Source organism: Streptomyces sp. NPDC127098 (assembly GCF_042722465.1).
GTDB classification, from domain to species: domain Bacteria; phylum Actinomycetota; class Actinomycetes; order Streptomycetales; family Streptomycetaceae; genus Streptomyces; species Streptomyces millisiae.
In genome coordinates this window covers 1-15,462 of the sequence record NZ_JBHXFJ010000102.1, presented here as the reverse complement: position 1 = coordinate 15,462, position 15,462 = coordinate 1, and the positions used below count along the sequence as shown (strand labels likewise).

Here is a 15,462-nt window from a genome sequence, read left to right as displayed (position 1 = left end):
GCACGGCCGCAGGCCAGCACGGCCGCAGGCCAGCACGGCCGCAGGCCAGCACGGCCGCAGGCCAGCACGGCCGCAGGCCAGCACGGCCGCAGGGCCCGGCTCGTGGCGGCGAAGCCGCCGAGCCGGGCCCTGCGGGCCGGGGCGCGCGCCAGGGCGCCGGCGCGGGCCGCAGGCCCGACCCCGCGCGCCAGCGCGCACCAACAACGGCCCCACGGAACACACCCGCCCCCGCGCCCTCACCACAGCGGCCCGTCACGCCCGAAGCGGCAGCGCTTACGCTGGGGCCCATGCCCGTGTCCCGCAGCAGGAAGCCGAAGAACAGCAAGCAGCGGCCCGGGCCGGCCAAGCCCGCGCCGGCCAGGCGTTCGCGCCCCGCCCCGGTGCGGTTCGGCGTGGCCGTGCTGGCCGCGCTGCTGGTGTGCGCGCTGGTCGTGGGCGCGGTCTCCGCCCTCGGCGGAGGCGGTGGCGGCGGCAGCCCCACGCAGGGGGAGTCACCGACCGCGCCCCAGGGCAATCCGGCCGAGTCGCTGGAGCGGCGCGACGCCGACGACCCGTTCGCGCTCGGCGATGTCGACGCGCCCGTCGTGATGCTGCAGTACACGGACTTCCAGAGCGCCTTCGACGGCGTGCACGCCCGCGACACCCACGACAGCCTGGTCCGGGAGTTCGTCGACTCGGGCGTGCTCCGCATCGAGTTCCGGCAGTTCCCGATCAACGGCCCCGAGTCGGACGCCGCCGCGCGGGCGTCGTGGGCGGCGGGGCAGCAGGGCAAGTTCTGGGAGTTCTACGAGGTCGCCCTCGACGAGGAGTTCCACCAGAACGAAGGCCGGTTCAGCGAGGAGCGGCTGCCGGAGCTGGCCGAGCGGGCCGGCGTCGCGGACGTCGACCGGTTCCTCGCGGACATGGAGTCCGAGGCGGCGACGGAGACGATGACCCGGGACAGCAACGAGGCGCTGAGCCTGGGGGTGAGCGCCACCCCCTCTTTCCTCGTCAACGGGCAGCCGCTGCAGGGGGCGCAGCCGTTGGACGCGTTCCGGACCGCGATCGAGGCGGCGGCCGACGCCGCCCAGGGCTGACGATCAATTCCGCACACGCTGCGAAACCGTCCGATCACTCACCTGTTCAACTCCCGCCGCCATTCAGGGGAATCCAGGTGATTGCCATCAATCCCGGTCGTATGGCCGGTGGAGCCCACGGCGAGGTTTAGCGTCCTGGGCCATGGCCCACCATCGCAGGAGACTCTGGCGTCCTTCCGCCGCCTCGGTGTACCGAAAACCCATCCGCACCGCCGCCACCACCCTCACGCTCGCCGGCGCGGCCAGCGCGCTCGGCGGGGTCGCGCTGGCCGACCCGCAGGCGTCGACGGCCGAGGTCAGGGAGCGGGTGGACGCGCTGCACCACGAGGCCGAGGTGGCCACCGAGGAGTACAACGCCGCCACCGAGGCGGCCGGCGAGGCGCGCCGCGAGCTCGACCGGCTCACCGAGGAGGCGGCGCGCCGCACCGCCGAGCTCAACCGCGCCAGGGACGCGCTCGGTTCGCAGGCCAGCGCCGAGTACCGGGCCGCGGGGCTGCCGGCCGCCGTGCAGCTGGCGCTCTCCAGCGACCCCGACGAGTACCTGGGCCGCGCCGCCCAGCTCGACCGCAGCGGCGACCGGCAGGCGCGGGCGCTGGTCGGCGTCCAGGACCGGCTGCGCGACGTGGAGCGGCTGCGCGCCGAGGCCGAGGAGCAGGCCGCCGCCCTGGAGGAGGCCGAGCGCGCGGCCCGTGACCAGCGCGAGCGGGTGGAGTCGCGGCTGGCCGAGGCCGAGCGGCTGCTCGCCACGCTCAGCGAGAGCGAGCGCGCCGCCGCGCTGGCCGAGGAGTCCGGCGCCCCCCGGGCGGCCGCCGCCGGCCAGGCCACCGCCCCCCTGCCGGCCGCGCCAGGCAGGCGCGCCGCGGCGGCCGTGGCGTTCGCCTACGCGCAGCTCGGCAAGCCGTACGGCTGGGGCGCGACCGGGCCCGACGCGTTCGACTGCTCGGGCCTCACCCAGGCCGCCTGGCGCGCCGCCGGCGTCTCGCTGCCGCGCACCAGCTACAGCCAGGCCGACGCCGGCACCCGCGTCTCGCGTGACGCGCTGCGCCCGGGCGACCTGGTCTTCTACTACTCGGGCCTGAGCCACGTCGGGATGTACGTCGGCGAGGGGCAGATCATCCACGCCTCGCGCCCCGGCACCCCGGTCCGGCTGGCCCCGGTCGACTCGATGCCGTTGGTGGCCGCCACGAGGCCCGGCTGAGGCCGGGCTGGGGCCCAGCTAGGCTGAGGGGCTCCGGGGTCGATGCCGCCAGGTGAGTGGCGTAGGGCAGGGGGAGCACAGTGGCCGTCGAGGCGTCCCGCGGCAGCGCCGCACCGGCAACCGCGCATGCGAGCGACTGCGTCTGCGGCGACTGCCCGGTGGGTGCCGGCCCCGGGTACCGGCGGGCGGTGGAGGCGTTCCGCCGCCGCCGGGACGACCTGGCGGCCGGCACCGGGATACCCGAGGCGGTGGCGTACTCGCCGGAGGCCACCAGGCAGTGGATATCGGACGAGTTGACGCGTTCGGCCCGGGAGGTCTCGGAGCGCGCCAGGCTCGCCGGTTCGGTCTGGCTCGCGCGCACGGCGGTGCGCAGCGTCACGGTGATCTGCTCGGCGGTGGTCGCGCTGCTGCTCGGCCAGGCTCTGACGGCGGTGGGCGCCGGCTGGACGCTGTCCCGGACGGCGGGTCTGCTGGCGGCCGTGCTGCTCGCGGTCCCGCTGGCGCTGACGGCGTGGCTGCACCGGGCCAGGGGCGGGGTGCTCGCCCCGCTGGTCGGGGAGGACAACCGGCTCTCGACGTCCCGCGCGGTGTCCGCGGCCTGGCTGCTGCTCGCCGGCTACGCGGTGCTGGTGCTGGCGATCACGTTGGCCGGGACGGCCGACGCCGAGCGGCGCGCGGCGCTGCTCGACGGCTTCGACCTGGCGCACGGCGGCGGCCTGTTGACGGCCGTCGCGCTCTCCTGCGCGGTGACGGTGTGGGTGCGGCACACGGTGGCGACCCGGGTGCGCGGCTTCCGGATGCAGAAGGTGCGGGCGGCCCGGCCGCGCGCCACCGACCTGCTGACGGACGACGGCCGCCGCGGCAGCTTCCCCGACGCGCAGTACGTGCTGGTGAACGCGGCGGCGTTGGCACTGGCCGCGACCCGGCTCGCCCGCCACCCCGACGAGCTGCCCGACCTGCCGTGGGCGGTGGCGCTGCTGGTCGCGGTGTCGGCGCTGACCTACCTGGCGGCGAAGTACACCGAGGGCGGCCGCCCGGTGATCCAGTCGATCGTGCGGGTGCGGGAGCCGGGCGAGCTGCACGCGCCGATCAGGCACGGCGACGAGCTGGAGATCCGTGGCTCCGGATTCGTGCCGGCGGGCGCCGAGTCGGCCGACCGGCTCGCGGAGACCGTGGTGCGGATCGGCGGGGTGCACGTGCCGGTGCCGCTGGTGCCGGTGGCGGGTGGGTTCAGCTGCCCGTCGGACACCCGGCTCACGGTGCCGGTGCCGGCCGAGGTGGACGCTGGCCGGGTGGACGTGCGGGTGATCACCGCCGCCGGCACCGAGTCCGGCGCGTACACGATCACCGTCGCGGACTGACCGGCTCCTCCGCCGGCGGAGCACCGACCGGTTCTTCGGTCTCGGGCCGCCCGCGCCGCGCGCTCCGCGCCGTGTAGGTGACGATCGCGACCACGGCGGCCGTCAGCAGCACCACGCCGGGCAGGGCGAGCAGCACCGGCAGGGGCAGGGACTCGTCGTCGCCGAGCGCCCGCTCCAGGTGGGCGGCGGCCACCAGCAGAAGACCGATGCCCAGCACCAGTCTGGCCGGCTCGAAGCGGTGCCGGTCGATCACGGGTTGCTCCCCTCTGTTCCGTCGGTTCCCTCGGCTCCGGGCCCGGTGTCCGCCGTGCCGTTCGCGTCGGTCGGCTCGGGCATCCGCCGGACGGTCGCGTGGCCGATGCCCAGTTCCAGGTCGAGCTCGATCGTGCCGCCGGCCTCGACGCCGGGCAGGGGCGCGTAGGTGTGGCTGGCGTTCACGTCGACGCCGCCGTCGACGTCCTCGACCCGGATGGCCGGGCCGTCCGGGTCGGGGATCGTCCGGTAGGTGAAGGCGCCCACGGTGACATCGGCGCGCGCCACCACCGTCACGTCGGCCGGCACCAGGACGGTGAGCTGCCCCGCGCCCCCCTCGACGCGGGTGCTGACGCGTTCGCCCGCCGGCACGTCGAGGGCCGTCAGGTCGAGGCGGGCGTCGGCGCTGCCCACCACGTACTCGGACCGCAACTGGTCGGCCGAGGTCACCCGCCAGGTCGGGGTGGTGACGCTGGTGGTGATGTTGTCCGGCAGCACCGAGGCGGCGCCGAGCAGCACGCTGGTGACGATGACCGAGGCCACCGTGCCGGCGCCGAGCCGGCCGCGGAAGGCGCTGAACACCATCCCGGTGCCGAGCACCGCGAGTGAGCAGGCGAGGCCGACGGCGAGGGCGGCGCCCAGCGGCTCGCTGCTCCAGGCGAGCGCGGTGCCCGACCCGCAGGCGACGAGGGCAAGCAGCAGCACCAGCGCGCTGAACGGCCACTCGCGCCGCCTGGCCGGCGGCGGCTGGACCGGCGGCCAGCCCTCCGCGGGCGGGCGGGCGCCGGGGACGGGGGTCGGCTGGTAGTCGCCCGGCTTGGCGTCGGCCGGGCCCCAGAGGTAGCCGGTGGACTGCGCGGCCGTGCCCTGCCACCACGAGGGCCCGGGCGGCGAGGGCGGGGCCTGCGCCTCGGGCGGCGCCTCGGCGACGACCTCGGCGACCCCGCGCGGGCTCACGGCGACGGCCTGCTCGCCACGCCGCCGCGACCAGGAGGCGGCGCCGGCCAGGGCGCCGAAGACCAGCACGGAGAACCAGGCGACGCCGCCGCCGTCGCCGATGGTGGCGAGCAGCAGCCCACAGCCGGCGACGATGAAGAGCAGGGCGGTGAGCCCGGGGCCCTCGACGCGTCCGGACAGCAGCCGGCGGCCCTCGTTCTCCTCCTCCCGCTCGAACGGGATCAGCAGCCAGGCCAGCCCGTAGGCGATGAGGCCGACGCCGCCGACGACCGAGAGCAGGGCGACGGGCACCCGGAAGATCACCGGGTCGAGGTTGAAGTACCGGCCGAGCCCGCCGCAGACCCCGCCGACGACCTTGTGGCGGCGGCTGCGGGCCAGGCTCTCCTCCGGCGGCGTCGGCCCCGCCGCCACGTGCTCTGTCATGGTCTCCATGGTGGCGGGCGGCGGGCCGCGACGGAATCCGGGGCGCCCCCGAGGCGCCCCTGAAGCCGCCGCCGGGAATCGTGCGGGTACACCCTGATGCCAGGCGCACCTCCGGCATGTGACGATCGGTGGCATGACCGCCGCACCACCGTCGGCGCCCCCCACGGCGCCACCCGCAGCACGGCCGGCCGCCCCCGGCCTCGGCCAGGGGCCCGAGGAGCCGCCCCTGCGCAAGCTGTACCGCAGCGTGGACGGCCGCTGGCTGGGCGGCGTCGCGCGCGGTCTGGCCGGGCACGTGGGGCTGCCGGCGTCCTGGCTGCGTCTTGCGTTCTTCGTGCTGGCCATGGCGAACGGCCTCGGCGTGGTGCTCTACGGGCTCTTCTGGTTCGTGGTGCCGCTCGGCGTGCCCGAGCGGCCGGCCGCCGCCCCCGAGCCGGTCATCCGCCGGGGTCTGGCCAGGCTGCACCGCCCGCACCGCCCCGAGAAGCGGCAGCTGGCCGCGTTCCTGATGATGGTCTGCGCGCTGTCGGTGCTCGGCGTCAACATCCAGGTGCCGATCTCGGCCCGCTACCTGTGGCCGCTGCTGGTGATCGCCACCGGCGCCGCCGTCGTGTGGCGGCAGGCGGACAACTCGCGCCGGGCGCGCTGGGCCGCGGCGACCAGGCGCAGCCGCTGGCTGCCGCTGGTGCGCGGCGCGGCCGGCGCGGCGCTCGTGATCGGCGGCGTCGCGGCCTTCGTGGTCGGCCAGGGCCCGGAGTCGGCGGAGAGCCTGAGCGTGGCGGCGCAGGCGTCGGTGGCGATGGTGGTGGGCGTCGCGCTGCTGGTCGGCCCCTATCTGGTGCGGGTGGTGCAGGAGTTGTCCGAGGAGCGGACGATGCGGATCAGGGCCCAGGAGCGGGCCGAGGTCGCCGCGCACGTCCACGACTCGGTGCTGCACACCCTCACCCTGATCCAGCGCAACGCGGAGAACTCCCGCGAGGTGGCCAGGCTGGCGCGGGCCCAGGAGCGCGAACTGCGCGCCTGGCTCTACAAGTCGGCGGAGCCGCCGAGCGCCGAGGAGCCCGACGACGAGCCGCGCACCCTCGCCGAGGCCGTGCGCGCGACCGTGGCGGAGGTCGAGGATCACCACGGGGTGCCGATCGAGGTGGTGTGCGTGGGCGACTGCCCGGTGGACGAGCCGCTGGGGGCGCTGCTCCAGGCGGCCCGTGAGGCGATGGTGAACGCGGCCAAGTACGGTGGCGACGGCGGCCCGGTGCGGGTCTTCGCCGAGGTGGAGGGGCGCACGGTCTTCGTGTCGGTCCGCGACCGCGGCCCCGGCTTCGACCCGGAGACGGTGCCGGCGGACCGGATGGGCGTGCGCGAGTCCATCATCGGCCGGATGCGGCGCCACGGCGGCTCGGCCAGGGTGCGGTCGACGCCGGGCGAGGGCACGGAGGTAGAGCTGACGATGGAGCGAACGGAATGACTGTGGACAGGCACGCCAGGGTGGTCCTCGTCGACGACCACCGCATGTTCCGCGCCGGGGTGCGGGCCGAGATCGGCGAGACCGCCGAGACCGGCGTCGAGGTGGTGGGCGAGGCCGGCGACGCCGACCAGGCGGCCACCGTCATCAAGGCCGCCCGCCCCGACGTGGTCCTGCTCGACGTCCACCTGCCGGGCGGCGGCGGGGTGGAGGTGCTGCGCCGCTGCGCCTCCCTCACCTCGGCCGCCGACCGCCCGATCCGCTTCCTCGCGCTGTCGGTCTCCGACGCCGCGGAGGACGTGATCGGCGTGATCCGCGGCGGTGCCCGCGGCTACGTCACCAAGACCATCACCGGCGCCGACCTGATCGACGCGATCTTCCGCGTCTCGGACGGGGACGCGGTGTTCTCCCCGCGCCTGGCCGGCTTCGTGCTCGACGCCTTCGCCTCCTCCGACACCACCCCGGTCGACGAGGACCTGGACCGCCTCACCCAGCGCGAACGCGAGGTGCTGCGCCTGATCGCCCGCGGCTACGCGTACAAGGAGGTCGGCAAGGAGCTGTTCATCTCGGTGAAGACGGTCGAGAGCCACGTCTCGGCGGTCCTCCGCAAGCTCCAGCTCTCCAACCGCCACGAGCTGACCCGCTGGGCCACCGCCCGCCGCCTGGTCTGAGCCCGCTCAGGCCGCGAGCGCCTCGCGGGTGGCGCGGTCGTCGCCCGCCGGCGCCTGGCGGACGTCGAGTTCGGCCCAGATGATCTTCCCGTCGGCGACGTAGCGCGTGCCCCAGCGGCGGGCGAGCTGGGCGACCAGGAACAGGCCTCGGCCTCCCTCGTCCAGGGTCCTCGGGTGCCGCAGCCGCGGCGAGGTGCTGCTGGCGTCGGCCACCTCGCAGGTGAGGACCGACTGCCGGATGAGCCGCAGCCTGACCGGGCCGCTCGAGTACCGGATGGCGTTGGTGACCAGCTCGCTGACCAGCAGCTCCGCCGTCATGGCGAGGTCGTCGAGGCCCCAGCGCGCCAGCTGCTCCCCGGTCTTCGCGCGGGCCTGGGCCACCTCGGCGGGCTCCGGCGGGAACTCGAAGGTGGCGACCCGCTCGGCGGTCAACGCGTGGGTGCGGGCCAGCAGCAGGGTGACGTCATCGTAGGGCGGCCCTGGGCCCAGGCTTTCGGTCGCCGCCGTGCACAGCTCGTCGAGCGAGCGGCCCGACCGGGCCAGGACCTGCCCGAGCCGGGCCATCCCGGCGTCGATGTCCTGGTCGGGGGACTCGACGAGCCCGTCGCTGTAGAGCGCGATCAGGCTCCCCTGCGGAAGTTCGAGGTCGGCCGGCTCGAAGGGCAGCCCGCCGAGGCCGAGCGGGGGCCCGGCCGGGAGTTCGGGGAAGGTGACGTGACCGTCGGGGGTGACGATGGCGGGTGGGGGGTGGCCCGCCCTGGCCATCGTGCAGCGCCGCGTGATCGGGTCGTAGACGGCGTACAGGCAGGTGGCGCCCAGCACGGTCGCGGCGGCGGCCTGGTCGCCCGCCTCCTCCTCGATGACCCGGATCGCCCAGTCGTCGAGGTGGGCCAGCAGCTCCTCCGGCGGCAGCTCCATGTCGGCGAGGGTGCGCACCGCCGTCCGCAGCCGGCCCATCGTCACGGCCGCGGTGACGCCGTGGCCCACCACGTCGCCGACGACCAGGGCCGCCCTGGCGCCGGAGAGCGGGATCACGTCGAACCAGTCGCCGCCCACGCCCCCGCCGCCCTCGCGCACCTGCGCCGGCAGGTACCTGGACGTCACGTCCAGCGCGATCCCGCCGGTCAACTGGCTGGGCAGCAGGCTGCGTTGCAGGGCGAGCGCGGCGGCCCGCTCCCGGCTGTAGCGGCGGGCGTTGTCCACGCACACCGCCGCCCGGTCCACCAGCTCGCGGGCGAGCAGCAGGTCGTCGGGCACGAAGGGGGCGGGGTTGCGCGAGCGGAGGAAGATCGCCTGCCCGAGCACCACGCCGCGGGCCCGCAGCGGGACGACGAGCAGCGAGTGCAGTCCGAACTCGCGCATCGTCCGCGCCCGCTCCGGGTAGTCGCGCGCCCAGGTCTCCTCGTCGGGGTCGAGCGAGGGGATCAGCATGGCGTCGCCCTCGACGAGGTACCGGCTGTCGCGGTGCGGCGGCAGGAAGCCGACGGGCTCCCCGAGCCGGTCGACCGCCTCCGGGGCCCCCTCGCGCACCGACCGCAGCCCGCAGCGCCGCATCAGGGGCCTGGTGTCGACGGGCTGCACGGCCGGCTCGTCGCCGTGCAGCACCGGCTCGAGCAGGTCGACGGCGGCGAAGTCCGCGAGGCGCGGCACGGCGATGTCGGCCAGCTCCTGCGCCGTGCGGTCGATGTTCAGCGTGCTGCCGACGCGCCCGCTGGCATCGTTGATCAACGCCAGACGCTCCCGGGCCTCCCACCGGTCGGTGACGTCCATGACCAGGTAGCACACGCCGTTCACCCGGTCCTCGTCGTCGACGAGCGGGAAGAACGAGGTGGAGTAGGCGTGCCGGCGCTGCGGGTCGGCCCAGCTCCACCCCGTGTACTCGTGGTCGATCACCGGGGTGCGGGTGTCCCGCACCTCCCGCATCAGTCCTTCGAGCCGCTCGGCGTCAAGTCCTGGCAGCAGGTCGCTCAGCCGGCGCCCGAGACGCTGCTCGCGTGGCACGCCGCCGGCGCGTTCGAGGGTGTCGTTCATCCACACGTAGCGCAGGTCGGTGTCCATCACGGCCATGCCGATCGGGGACCTGGTGAGGAGCCCTTCGAGCAGGGACCCGCTGACGGCCTGGGACGGCTGCTGCTCGCCGGCGGAGACGAGGAAGCACTCCCGGCCGTCCAGCGAGAAGGGTGGGGAGACCCGCAGCTGGGCCTCGACGTGTCGCCCGTCCCGGGTGCGGACGGTCGCGGAACCGGCCCAGCCGGCGCCCGAGCGGCAGCGGCGGGCCACGGCCGCCGCCCGCACCCGGTCGCCGGGCGCGGTCAGCAGCATGACGGCGGGGCGCCCCACCACCTCGCCCGCCGGATAGCCGAGCAGCTCCTCGGCCGCGCGGGTCCAGCCCAGGACCGTGCCGCCCGGGCCGATGACGACGGTGGCGGCGTTCGCCACCTCCAGCGGCCCGGGGCTGCCCCTCGGGGTGAACCCGAGCCCGGACTCGGGCTCGGGCCGCGCCTCGTCGGATGCCACCCCTCCATGGTGCGCCCGGGGGCGGGGCCCTGCTAGCCGACGGCCGGGCGGCCGCCGGGCGGGGCTACTCCCACTCGATGGTGCCGGGCGGCTTGCTGGTGATGTCCAGCGTGACCCGGTTGACGTCGCGCACCTCGTTGGTGATGCGGTTGGAGATCCTGGCCAGCAGGTCGTAGGGGAGGCGGGACCAGTCGGCCGTCATCGCGTCCTCGGAGGAGACGGGGCGCAGCACGATCGGGTGGCCGTAGGTGCGGCCGTCGCCCTGGACGCCGACGCTGCGGACGTCGGCCAGCAGGACGACCGGGCACTGCCAGATGTCGCGGTCGAGGCCGGCCGCGGTCAGCTCCTCGCGGACGATGGCGTCGGCCTCGCGCAGGATCTCCAGCCGGTCGCGGGTGATCTCGCCGACGATGCGGATGGCGAGCCCGGGGCCGGGGAACGGCTGGCGGTGGACGATCTCCTCGGGCAGGCCGAGCTCCTGCCCGACCATCCGCACCTCGTCCTTGAAGAGCTTGCGCAGCGGCTCGACCAGCTCGAACTCCAGGTCCTCGGGGAGGCCGCCGACGTTGTGGTGGGACTTGATGTTGGCGGTGCCGGTGCCGCCGCCGGACTCCACCACGTCCGGGTAGAGGGTGCCCTGGACGAGGAACGCCACGTCCTCGCCGGCCGCGCCCGCCTCGGCGACCAGCTCGGCCTGGGCCTGCTCGAAGACCCGGATGAACTCGCGCCCGATGATCTTCCGCTTCTGCTCCGGGTCGGAGACCCCGGCCAGCGCGGCCAGGAAGCGCTCCGCCGCGTCCACCACCACCAGCTTGACGCCGGTCGAGGCCACGAAGTCCTTCTCGACCTGCTCGGTCTCGCCCTTGCGCATCAGGCCGTGGTCGACGTAGACGCAGGTCAGCTGGGATCCGATGGCCCGGTTGACCAGGGCGGCCGCCACCGCCGAGTCCACGCCGCCGGAGAGCGCGCAGATCGCCCGCTTCTCCCCGACCTGGGCGCGGATCGCGGCGACCTGCTCCTCCACGATGGACCCGGTGGTCCAGGTGGGGGTGAGCCCGGCGCCCCGGTAGAGGAAGTGCTCGAGCACCTGCTGGCCGTAGGTGGAGTGCAGCACCTCGGGGTGGTGCTGGACGCCGTAGAGCCGCCGCTCGTCGTCCTCGAAGGCGGCGACCGGGACGGTGTCCGTCGAGGCGGTGACGGTGAAGCCGGCCGGGGCGGCGGAGCAGGCGTCGCCGTGCGACATCCACACCTGCTGCTCGGCCGGGGTGCCCTCGAAGAGGGTGGAGGACGGCCGGGAGACGCTGAGCACGGTGCGCCCGTACTCGCGGGCACCGGTGTTGTCGACGGTGCCGCCGAGGGCCTGGGCCATCAGCTGGAAGCCGTAGCACATGCCGAAGACGGGGACGCCGGCCTGGAAGAGCGCCGGGTCGATGCCGGGGGCGTCGTCCGCGTAGACGGAGGAGGGGCCGCCGGAGAGGATGATCGCGCGCGGCCCGCGGGCCAGCATCTCGGCCACCGGCATGGTGGACGGGACGATCTCGCTGTAGACGCGTGCCTCGCGCACCCGGCGGGCGATGAGCTGGGCGTACTGGGCGCCGAAGTCGACGACGAGGACCACGCCCGTGTCGGGGGAGGTCGCGTCGGGGGCGGCCGTGTCTGCCACGTGTGCCACGAAGCTGCGCCTTTCTCTCCGTCCGGCACGGGGTGCCTTCCGGCGGTGGTGTTCGGGGTGTGGCATCGAGTCTAGGTGACCCGGTCGGGGCCGTGCTCCGGCCGTCCGCCGGACCGGGGCCTGAACCCCTGCGCGGCGAGTCACCCGTACGGAGCGTGACCGGCGCCGCGGCCGCTTCGTTGAAGGCAGTGTCCCCGGGGCGAAGAGACGCACCGGCCCTCCGCGGTGTGGCGAGGGTGGGTGCGTCGTGGGACCTCGCTCCGGTGCGGTGGCCGGACGGCAGGGGACAGCAGGCCGGTCACGACCTCGGGCGGCCGGTTCCCGGGACGCCGGGGACCGGCCGCCGTGCTCTTGCGGGATCGGCTCTCCATCCCGCACGATGCAAGGAGAACCGAAGACGAGTTGGCGGATCAGGCGTACCCCCCTCCAATGGTCCGACCAACGGCAGCGGTGTCTACCCCCCGGGCACTGCCGCACAGCACCGGGCGCCGCCCTGTCGCCCGTGCTGACAAGAAGGGGCCCCGGCCGGGATGGCCGGGGCCCCTTCGCCGTTCCGGCGTGGTTCCCGCCCGAGGCGCCGAATCCACCCACGTCGTGTTCATTTCGTGATCACAACCGGTGCATCTCTTTCCACTTCTGATCGGTCGGAACAGGCGCATCACGAGTCGACCCAGCCTCAAGAGGGACGTGATAGCGCTCCGACGGGCCCTGGCGACCACCACCGCCACCGCCTGACGGCCCCACGACCGAAGGGGCTCGCTTCCACTCCCCCGGGAGGCGGGCCCCTTCGCCTCAGCGGAGGCGGAGCGCCTTCATCGCCCGCAGCGAGCGGCTGACGAAGGCCGCGTAGCCGCGGTCGTCGAGGCCGAACGAGGGCGCCATGGGCAGCAGCCGCTGCTCGGCCACGGTCTGCGCCTCGGTGAACCTGAGGATCCCCTCGGCGCCGTGCCGCCGCCCGAGCCCCGAGTCGCCCATCCCGCCCATCGGGGCGCCGACGCTGCCGTAGGCGGCCGCGTAGGCCTCGTTGATGTTGACGGTGCCGGTGCGCAGCCGGGCGGCGAGCCGCCTGGCGCGGCGGGCGTCGCGCGACCAGACACTGGAGTTGAGGCCGTAGGACGTGGCGTTGGCGCGGTCGACCGCCTCGTCCTCGTCGGTGAAGCGGTAGACCGAGACGACGGGGCCGAAGGTCTCCTCGCCGCACACCCGCATCTCGGGCGTGACGCCGTCGAGGATGGTGGGCTCGTAGAAGTAGGGGCCGAGTTCGGGCCGGGCCCGGCCGCCGGCGAGCACGGTCGCGCCGTGCGCCACCGCGTCCGCCACGTGCCGGGTGACGGCGTCCAGTTGGGCCTGGGAGGCGAGCGAGCCGACGTCCGTGCCGTAGTCGAGGGCGGCGCCGAGCCGCAGCGCGGCGGTGGCCGCCGTGAAGCGCCGCAGGAACTCCTCGGCGATCCGCTCGTGCACGTACAACCGCTCGACGGAGACGCACAGTTGGCCGGCGGACGAGAAGCAGCCGCGCACCGCGCCGGCCACCGCCCGGTCCAGGTGGGCGTCCGCCAGCACCAGCATGGCGTTCTTGCCGCCGAGTTCGAGACTGGCGCCGATCAGCCGGGCCGCCGCGCCCTGGGCGACCTCGCGGCCGGTGCGGGTGGAGCCGGTGAACGTCACGTAGTCGGCGTGCCGCACCAGCTGCGGGCCGACGACCGGCCCGTCGCCGAGCACCACCTGCCAGACGTCGGCCGGCAGCCCGGCCTCGATCAGCAGCCGGCGCGCCCACAGCGCGGTCAGCGCGGTCCGGGTGTCGGGCTTCATCACCACCGCGTTGCCGGCGACCAGGGCCGGCAGGGCGTCGCCCGCGGAGAGTTCGAGTGGGTAGTTCCAGGGCGAGATGTGGCCGACGACGCCACGCGGGTGACGCAGCTCGCGGACCCGGGTGAGCACCGGGAAGGCGCCGCCGCGCCGCTTGGGCCGCAGGTGGCCGGGGGCGGTGCGGCCGTAGTGGCGGGCGACGGCGAGGACCGCCTGCACCTCCTCGTGCGCGTGCAGCCTGGCCTTGCCCGTCTCCAGCTGGATCAGGTCGAGCACCTCGTCCTGACGGCGCAGCAGCAGGTCGTGCAGGCGCAGCAGGACGGCGGCCCGCCGCCGGACGGGAAGCGCGGCCCAGGCACGTTGGGCGGCGCGGGCGCTGTCGAACGCGGCGGCGACCTCGTCCGGGGCGGCGACCGGCAGCTCGGCCAGCCGCTCGCCGGTCAACGGGCTGTGGACCTCGGCGAGACCGCTGCCCGGCACGCCCCGGGTCAGCCGGGTCATCAGCTCGGGGGTGACGAGGCGGGCCGCCCGGGCCCGCGCGTCGGACGGATCGGACGTGTCGAACGGCCGGGTCGTCGTCATAGCCGGAGGGTAAGGCCGACGCGGACGGCTGCCTACCTGTCGGTAACGACTTTCTGCCGTCGGACGGTCACCCGGCCCGGTAGCTGCCGGCGGTGACGTCGGCGATCTCGGCGAGCCGGTCGCGCTCGTCGGCCGGGCCGCGCACCAGCACGACGTGGTACGAGCCGTCCACCAGCAGCACCCGGTTGAACGCGACCACGTCCGTGCCGTCCTCGCGCCAGCCGAACACGCCGTCGGCCATGCGGACGTTGCCCACCCGGGTCTCGATCAGGCCCGAGGAGGTGGCGTACTGGTAGGCGCGCTGGACGGCCAACTCGGGCTCGGCGGTCAGCTGGTAGTCCATCGGGTCGTCGCCGAACTCCTGGGTGCCGTCCCGGCCGGGGACCACCACGATCTCCAGGCCGCCGTCGCCGTAGATCACCTGTCCGTCGCCGTTGATCCCCTGGCGGTCCCAGCCGTCGGGCACGGCGATGGCGAAGCCGGCCTCGTCCTCGACGGCGGTGAAGCCCTCGGGCGGGGGCGCCGGCTGCTGGTCGCCCTCGGCGGTGGACGGCTCGCTGTCGCCCTCGCCGTCGTCCTGCCCGCCCTCGTCGGCGGCCTGCCCGCTCTCGCCCGCGGTCGGCTCCTCGTCCCCCTCGGCCGGGGGCGCCTCCTCGGCGGGCGGGCGCTCGCTCACCCCGCCCTCGCCGGTCGGCGAGCCGGCGTCCCGGTCCTCGGCCATGAACGCCAGCACATAGGCGACGGCGCCGGCCATGCCGAGCAGCACGAGGGTCAGCAGCGCCCGGCCGAGCCGGCGCGGGCTGCGCTGCCCGCGCTGGCGCGGGCGCCGACGTGGGCCCACTATCTCGCCGCGCCGCCGCAGGATCGGCAGCCGGCGCGGGTCGGCCGGGCGGCCCGGCTCCAGCGCGGGCGGCGGCGCGGTGACCGTGCGCCGGCCCAGCTCGGGCTCGGGGGCGCTGCGCAGCAGCGAACGCAGCCAGCCACGCAGCTCCTCGGCGCTCGGCCGCTCGGTCGGGTCCTGCCGGAGCAAGGACTCGATGACGGGACGCAGCGCCCCGCAGTCCTCGGCGAACGCGGGCTGCTCGGCGCAGACGGCCTGGGTCAGCTCGGCCGCGCTGTCCTCCGGGTAGGGCGGGTAGCCCTGCACCACGCGGAAGAGCAGGGCGCCGAGGGCCCAGAAGTCGGCCGCCGGGCCGACCGGCGGGGCCAGCCGCCAGTGGTCGTGGACCGGGCCCGCCTGCTCGGGGGCCCAGCGCTCGGTGACGGCGCCCACCGTCATGATGCGCGCCTGCCGCGCCCGCTCGGCGGCCAGCGCGCTGTCAGGACCCCGGTACCGGTCGGGCTCGCCGACCGCGGGATCCGGCTGCTGGGGCAGCCGCACCTGGGGGAGCTGCTGCGAGTGGTGCGCCGGCCTCGGCGGCGGCTCCCAGCCGGTGCGCGCCGGCTGGCCGGGGTGCGCGCCGGCGCCAGAAGCCTCCGTGGGCG

The 15,462-nt window shown here is 75.5% G+C and carries 10 protein-coding genes and 1 pseudogene; 5 read left to right on the top strand and 6 right to left on the bottom strand.

The window, feature by feature from the left end:
- The first annotated feature begins 287 nt into the window (after window positions 1-287).
- The 3 genes from ACFWI8_RS34635 to ACFWI8_RS34625 all read left to right on the top strand — a co-directional run bounded on the left by ACFWI8_RS34635 (window position 288) and on the right by ACFWI8_RS34625 (window position 3,635).
- Complete coding sequence (locus tag ACFWI8_RS34635; protein ID WP_387099744.1) at window positions 288-1,076, top strand: DsbA family protein; 789 nt, start codon at window positions 288-290, stop codon at window positions 1,074-1,076.
- A 142-nt stretch (window positions 1,077-1,218) separates the two neighbouring features.
- Window positions 1,219-2,274: an NlpC/P60 family protein gene (locus ACFWI8_RS34630; RefSeq protein ID WP_387099741.1), complete on the top strand. Its 1,056-nt coding sequence runs from the start codon at window positions 1,219-1,221 to the stop codon at window positions 2,272-2,274.
- 80 nt (window positions 2,275-2,354) lie between these two features.
- Complete coding sequence (locus ACFWI8_RS34625) at window positions 2,355-3,635, top strand: hypothetical protein (protein WP_387099738.1); 1,281 nt, start codon at window positions 2,355-2,357, stop codon at window positions 3,633-3,635.
- Here the strand turns inward: ACFWI8_RS34625 and ACFWI8_RS34620 are convergent.
- Both ACFWI8_RS34620 and ACFWI8_RS34615 read right to left on the bottom strand, forming a co-directional pair.
- Entirely contained in the window at window positions 3,619-3,888 is a 270-nt protein-coding gene (locus ACFWI8_RS34620) for a hypothetical protein (protein ID WP_387099735.1), read from the bottom strand. The genes ACFWI8_RS34625 and ACFWI8_RS34620 overlap by 17 nt on opposite strands.
- Window positions 3,885-5,267, bottom strand: coding sequence for a PspC domain-containing protein (locus tag ACFWI8_RS34615; RefSeq protein ID WP_387099732.1), 1,383 nt, complete (start codon window positions 5,265-5,267; stop codon window positions 3,885-3,887). Before ACFWI8_RS34615 ends, ACFWI8_RS34620 begins: the two co-directional genes overlap by 4 nt.
- Window positions 5,268-5,400: 133 nt before the next feature.
- On the opposite strand from ACFWI8_RS34615, the gene ACFWI8_RS34610 reads away from it, so the two are divergent.
- Both ACFWI8_RS34610 and ACFWI8_RS34605 read left to right on the top strand, forming a co-directional pair.
- Window positions 5,401-6,732 carry a PspC domain-containing protein gene (locus ACFWI8_RS34610; RefSeq protein ID WP_387099730.1) on the top strand — a complete coding sequence of 444 codons (1,332 nt, stop codon included), beginning with the start codon at window positions 5,401-5,403 and terminating at the stop codon, window positions 6,730-6,732.
- Window positions 6,729-7,400, top strand: coding sequence for a response regulator transcription factor (locus ACFWI8_RS34605; RefSeq protein ID WP_311603610.1), 672 nt, complete (start codon window positions 6,729-6,731; stop codon window positions 7,398-7,400). The genes ACFWI8_RS34610 and ACFWI8_RS34605 overlap by 4 nt, the downstream gene beginning before the upstream one ends.
- Window positions 7,401-7,406: 6 nt before the next feature.
- On the opposite strand, the gene ACFWI8_RS34600 is transcribed toward ACFWI8_RS34605, so the two are convergent.
- From ACFWI8_RS34600 to ACFWI8_RS34585, 4 genes and pseudogenes are all read right to left on the bottom strand, one after another.
- Window positions 7,407-9,917 carry a SpoIIE family protein phosphatase gene (locus tag ACFWI8_RS34600; RefSeq protein WP_387099726.1) on the bottom strand — a complete coding sequence of 837 codons (2,511 nt, stop codon included), beginning with the start codon at window positions 9,915-9,917 and terminating at the stop codon, window positions 7,407-7,409.
- Window positions 9,918-9,981: 64 nt separating this feature from the next.
- Window positions 9,982-11,655, bottom strand: a complete 1,674-nt coding sequence (gene guaA, locus ACFWI8_RS34595) for a glutamine-hydrolyzing GMP synthase (RefSeq protein WP_387099723.1) — start codon at window positions 11,653-11,655, stop codon at window positions 9,982-9,984.
- 726 nt (window positions 11,656-12,381) lie between these two features.
- Complete coding sequence (locus tag ACFWI8_RS34590; protein ID WP_387099720.1) at window positions 12,382-13,977, bottom strand: succinic semialdehyde dehydrogenase; 1,596 nt, start codon at window positions 13,975-13,977, stop codon at window positions 12,382-12,384.
- 67 nt (window positions 13,978-14,044) lie between these two features.
- Window positions 14,045-15,462: pseudogene (locus ACFWI8_RS34585) on the bottom strand (serine/threonine protein kinase); the annotation flags it as partial.

Excerpts from the sequence above, each read along its gene's own strand:
- ACFWI8_RS34635 (WP_387099744.1), top strand. The coding sequence starts at position 288 with ATGCCCGTGTCCCGCAGCAGGAAGCCGAAGAACAGCAAGCAGCGGCCC.
- ACFWI8_RS34630 (WP_387099741.1), top strand. The coding sequence starts at position 1,219 with ATGGCCCACCATCGCAGGAGACTCTGGCGTCCTTCCGCCGCCTCGGTG.
- ACFWI8_RS34615 (WP_387099732.1), bottom strand. The coding sequence starts at position 5,267 with ATGACAGAGCACGTGGCGGCGGGGCCGACGCCGCCGGAGGAGAGCCTG.
- ACFWI8_RS34610 (WP_387099730.1), top strand. The coding sequence starts at position 5,401 with ATGACCGCCGCACCACCGTCGGCGCCCCCCACGGCGCCACCCGCAGCA.
- ACFWI8_RS34605 (WP_311603610.1), top strand. The coding sequence starts at position 6,729 with ATGACTGTGGACAGGCACGCCAGGGTGGTCCTCGTCGACGACCACCGC.
- guaA (WP_387099723.1), bottom strand. The coding sequence starts at position 11,655 with ATGCCACACCCCGAACACCACCGCCGGAAGGCACCCCGTGCCGGACGG.
- ACFWI8_RS34590 (WP_387099720.1), bottom strand. The coding sequence starts at position 13,977 with ATGACGACGACCCGGCCGTTCGACACGTCCGATCCGTCCGACGCGCGG.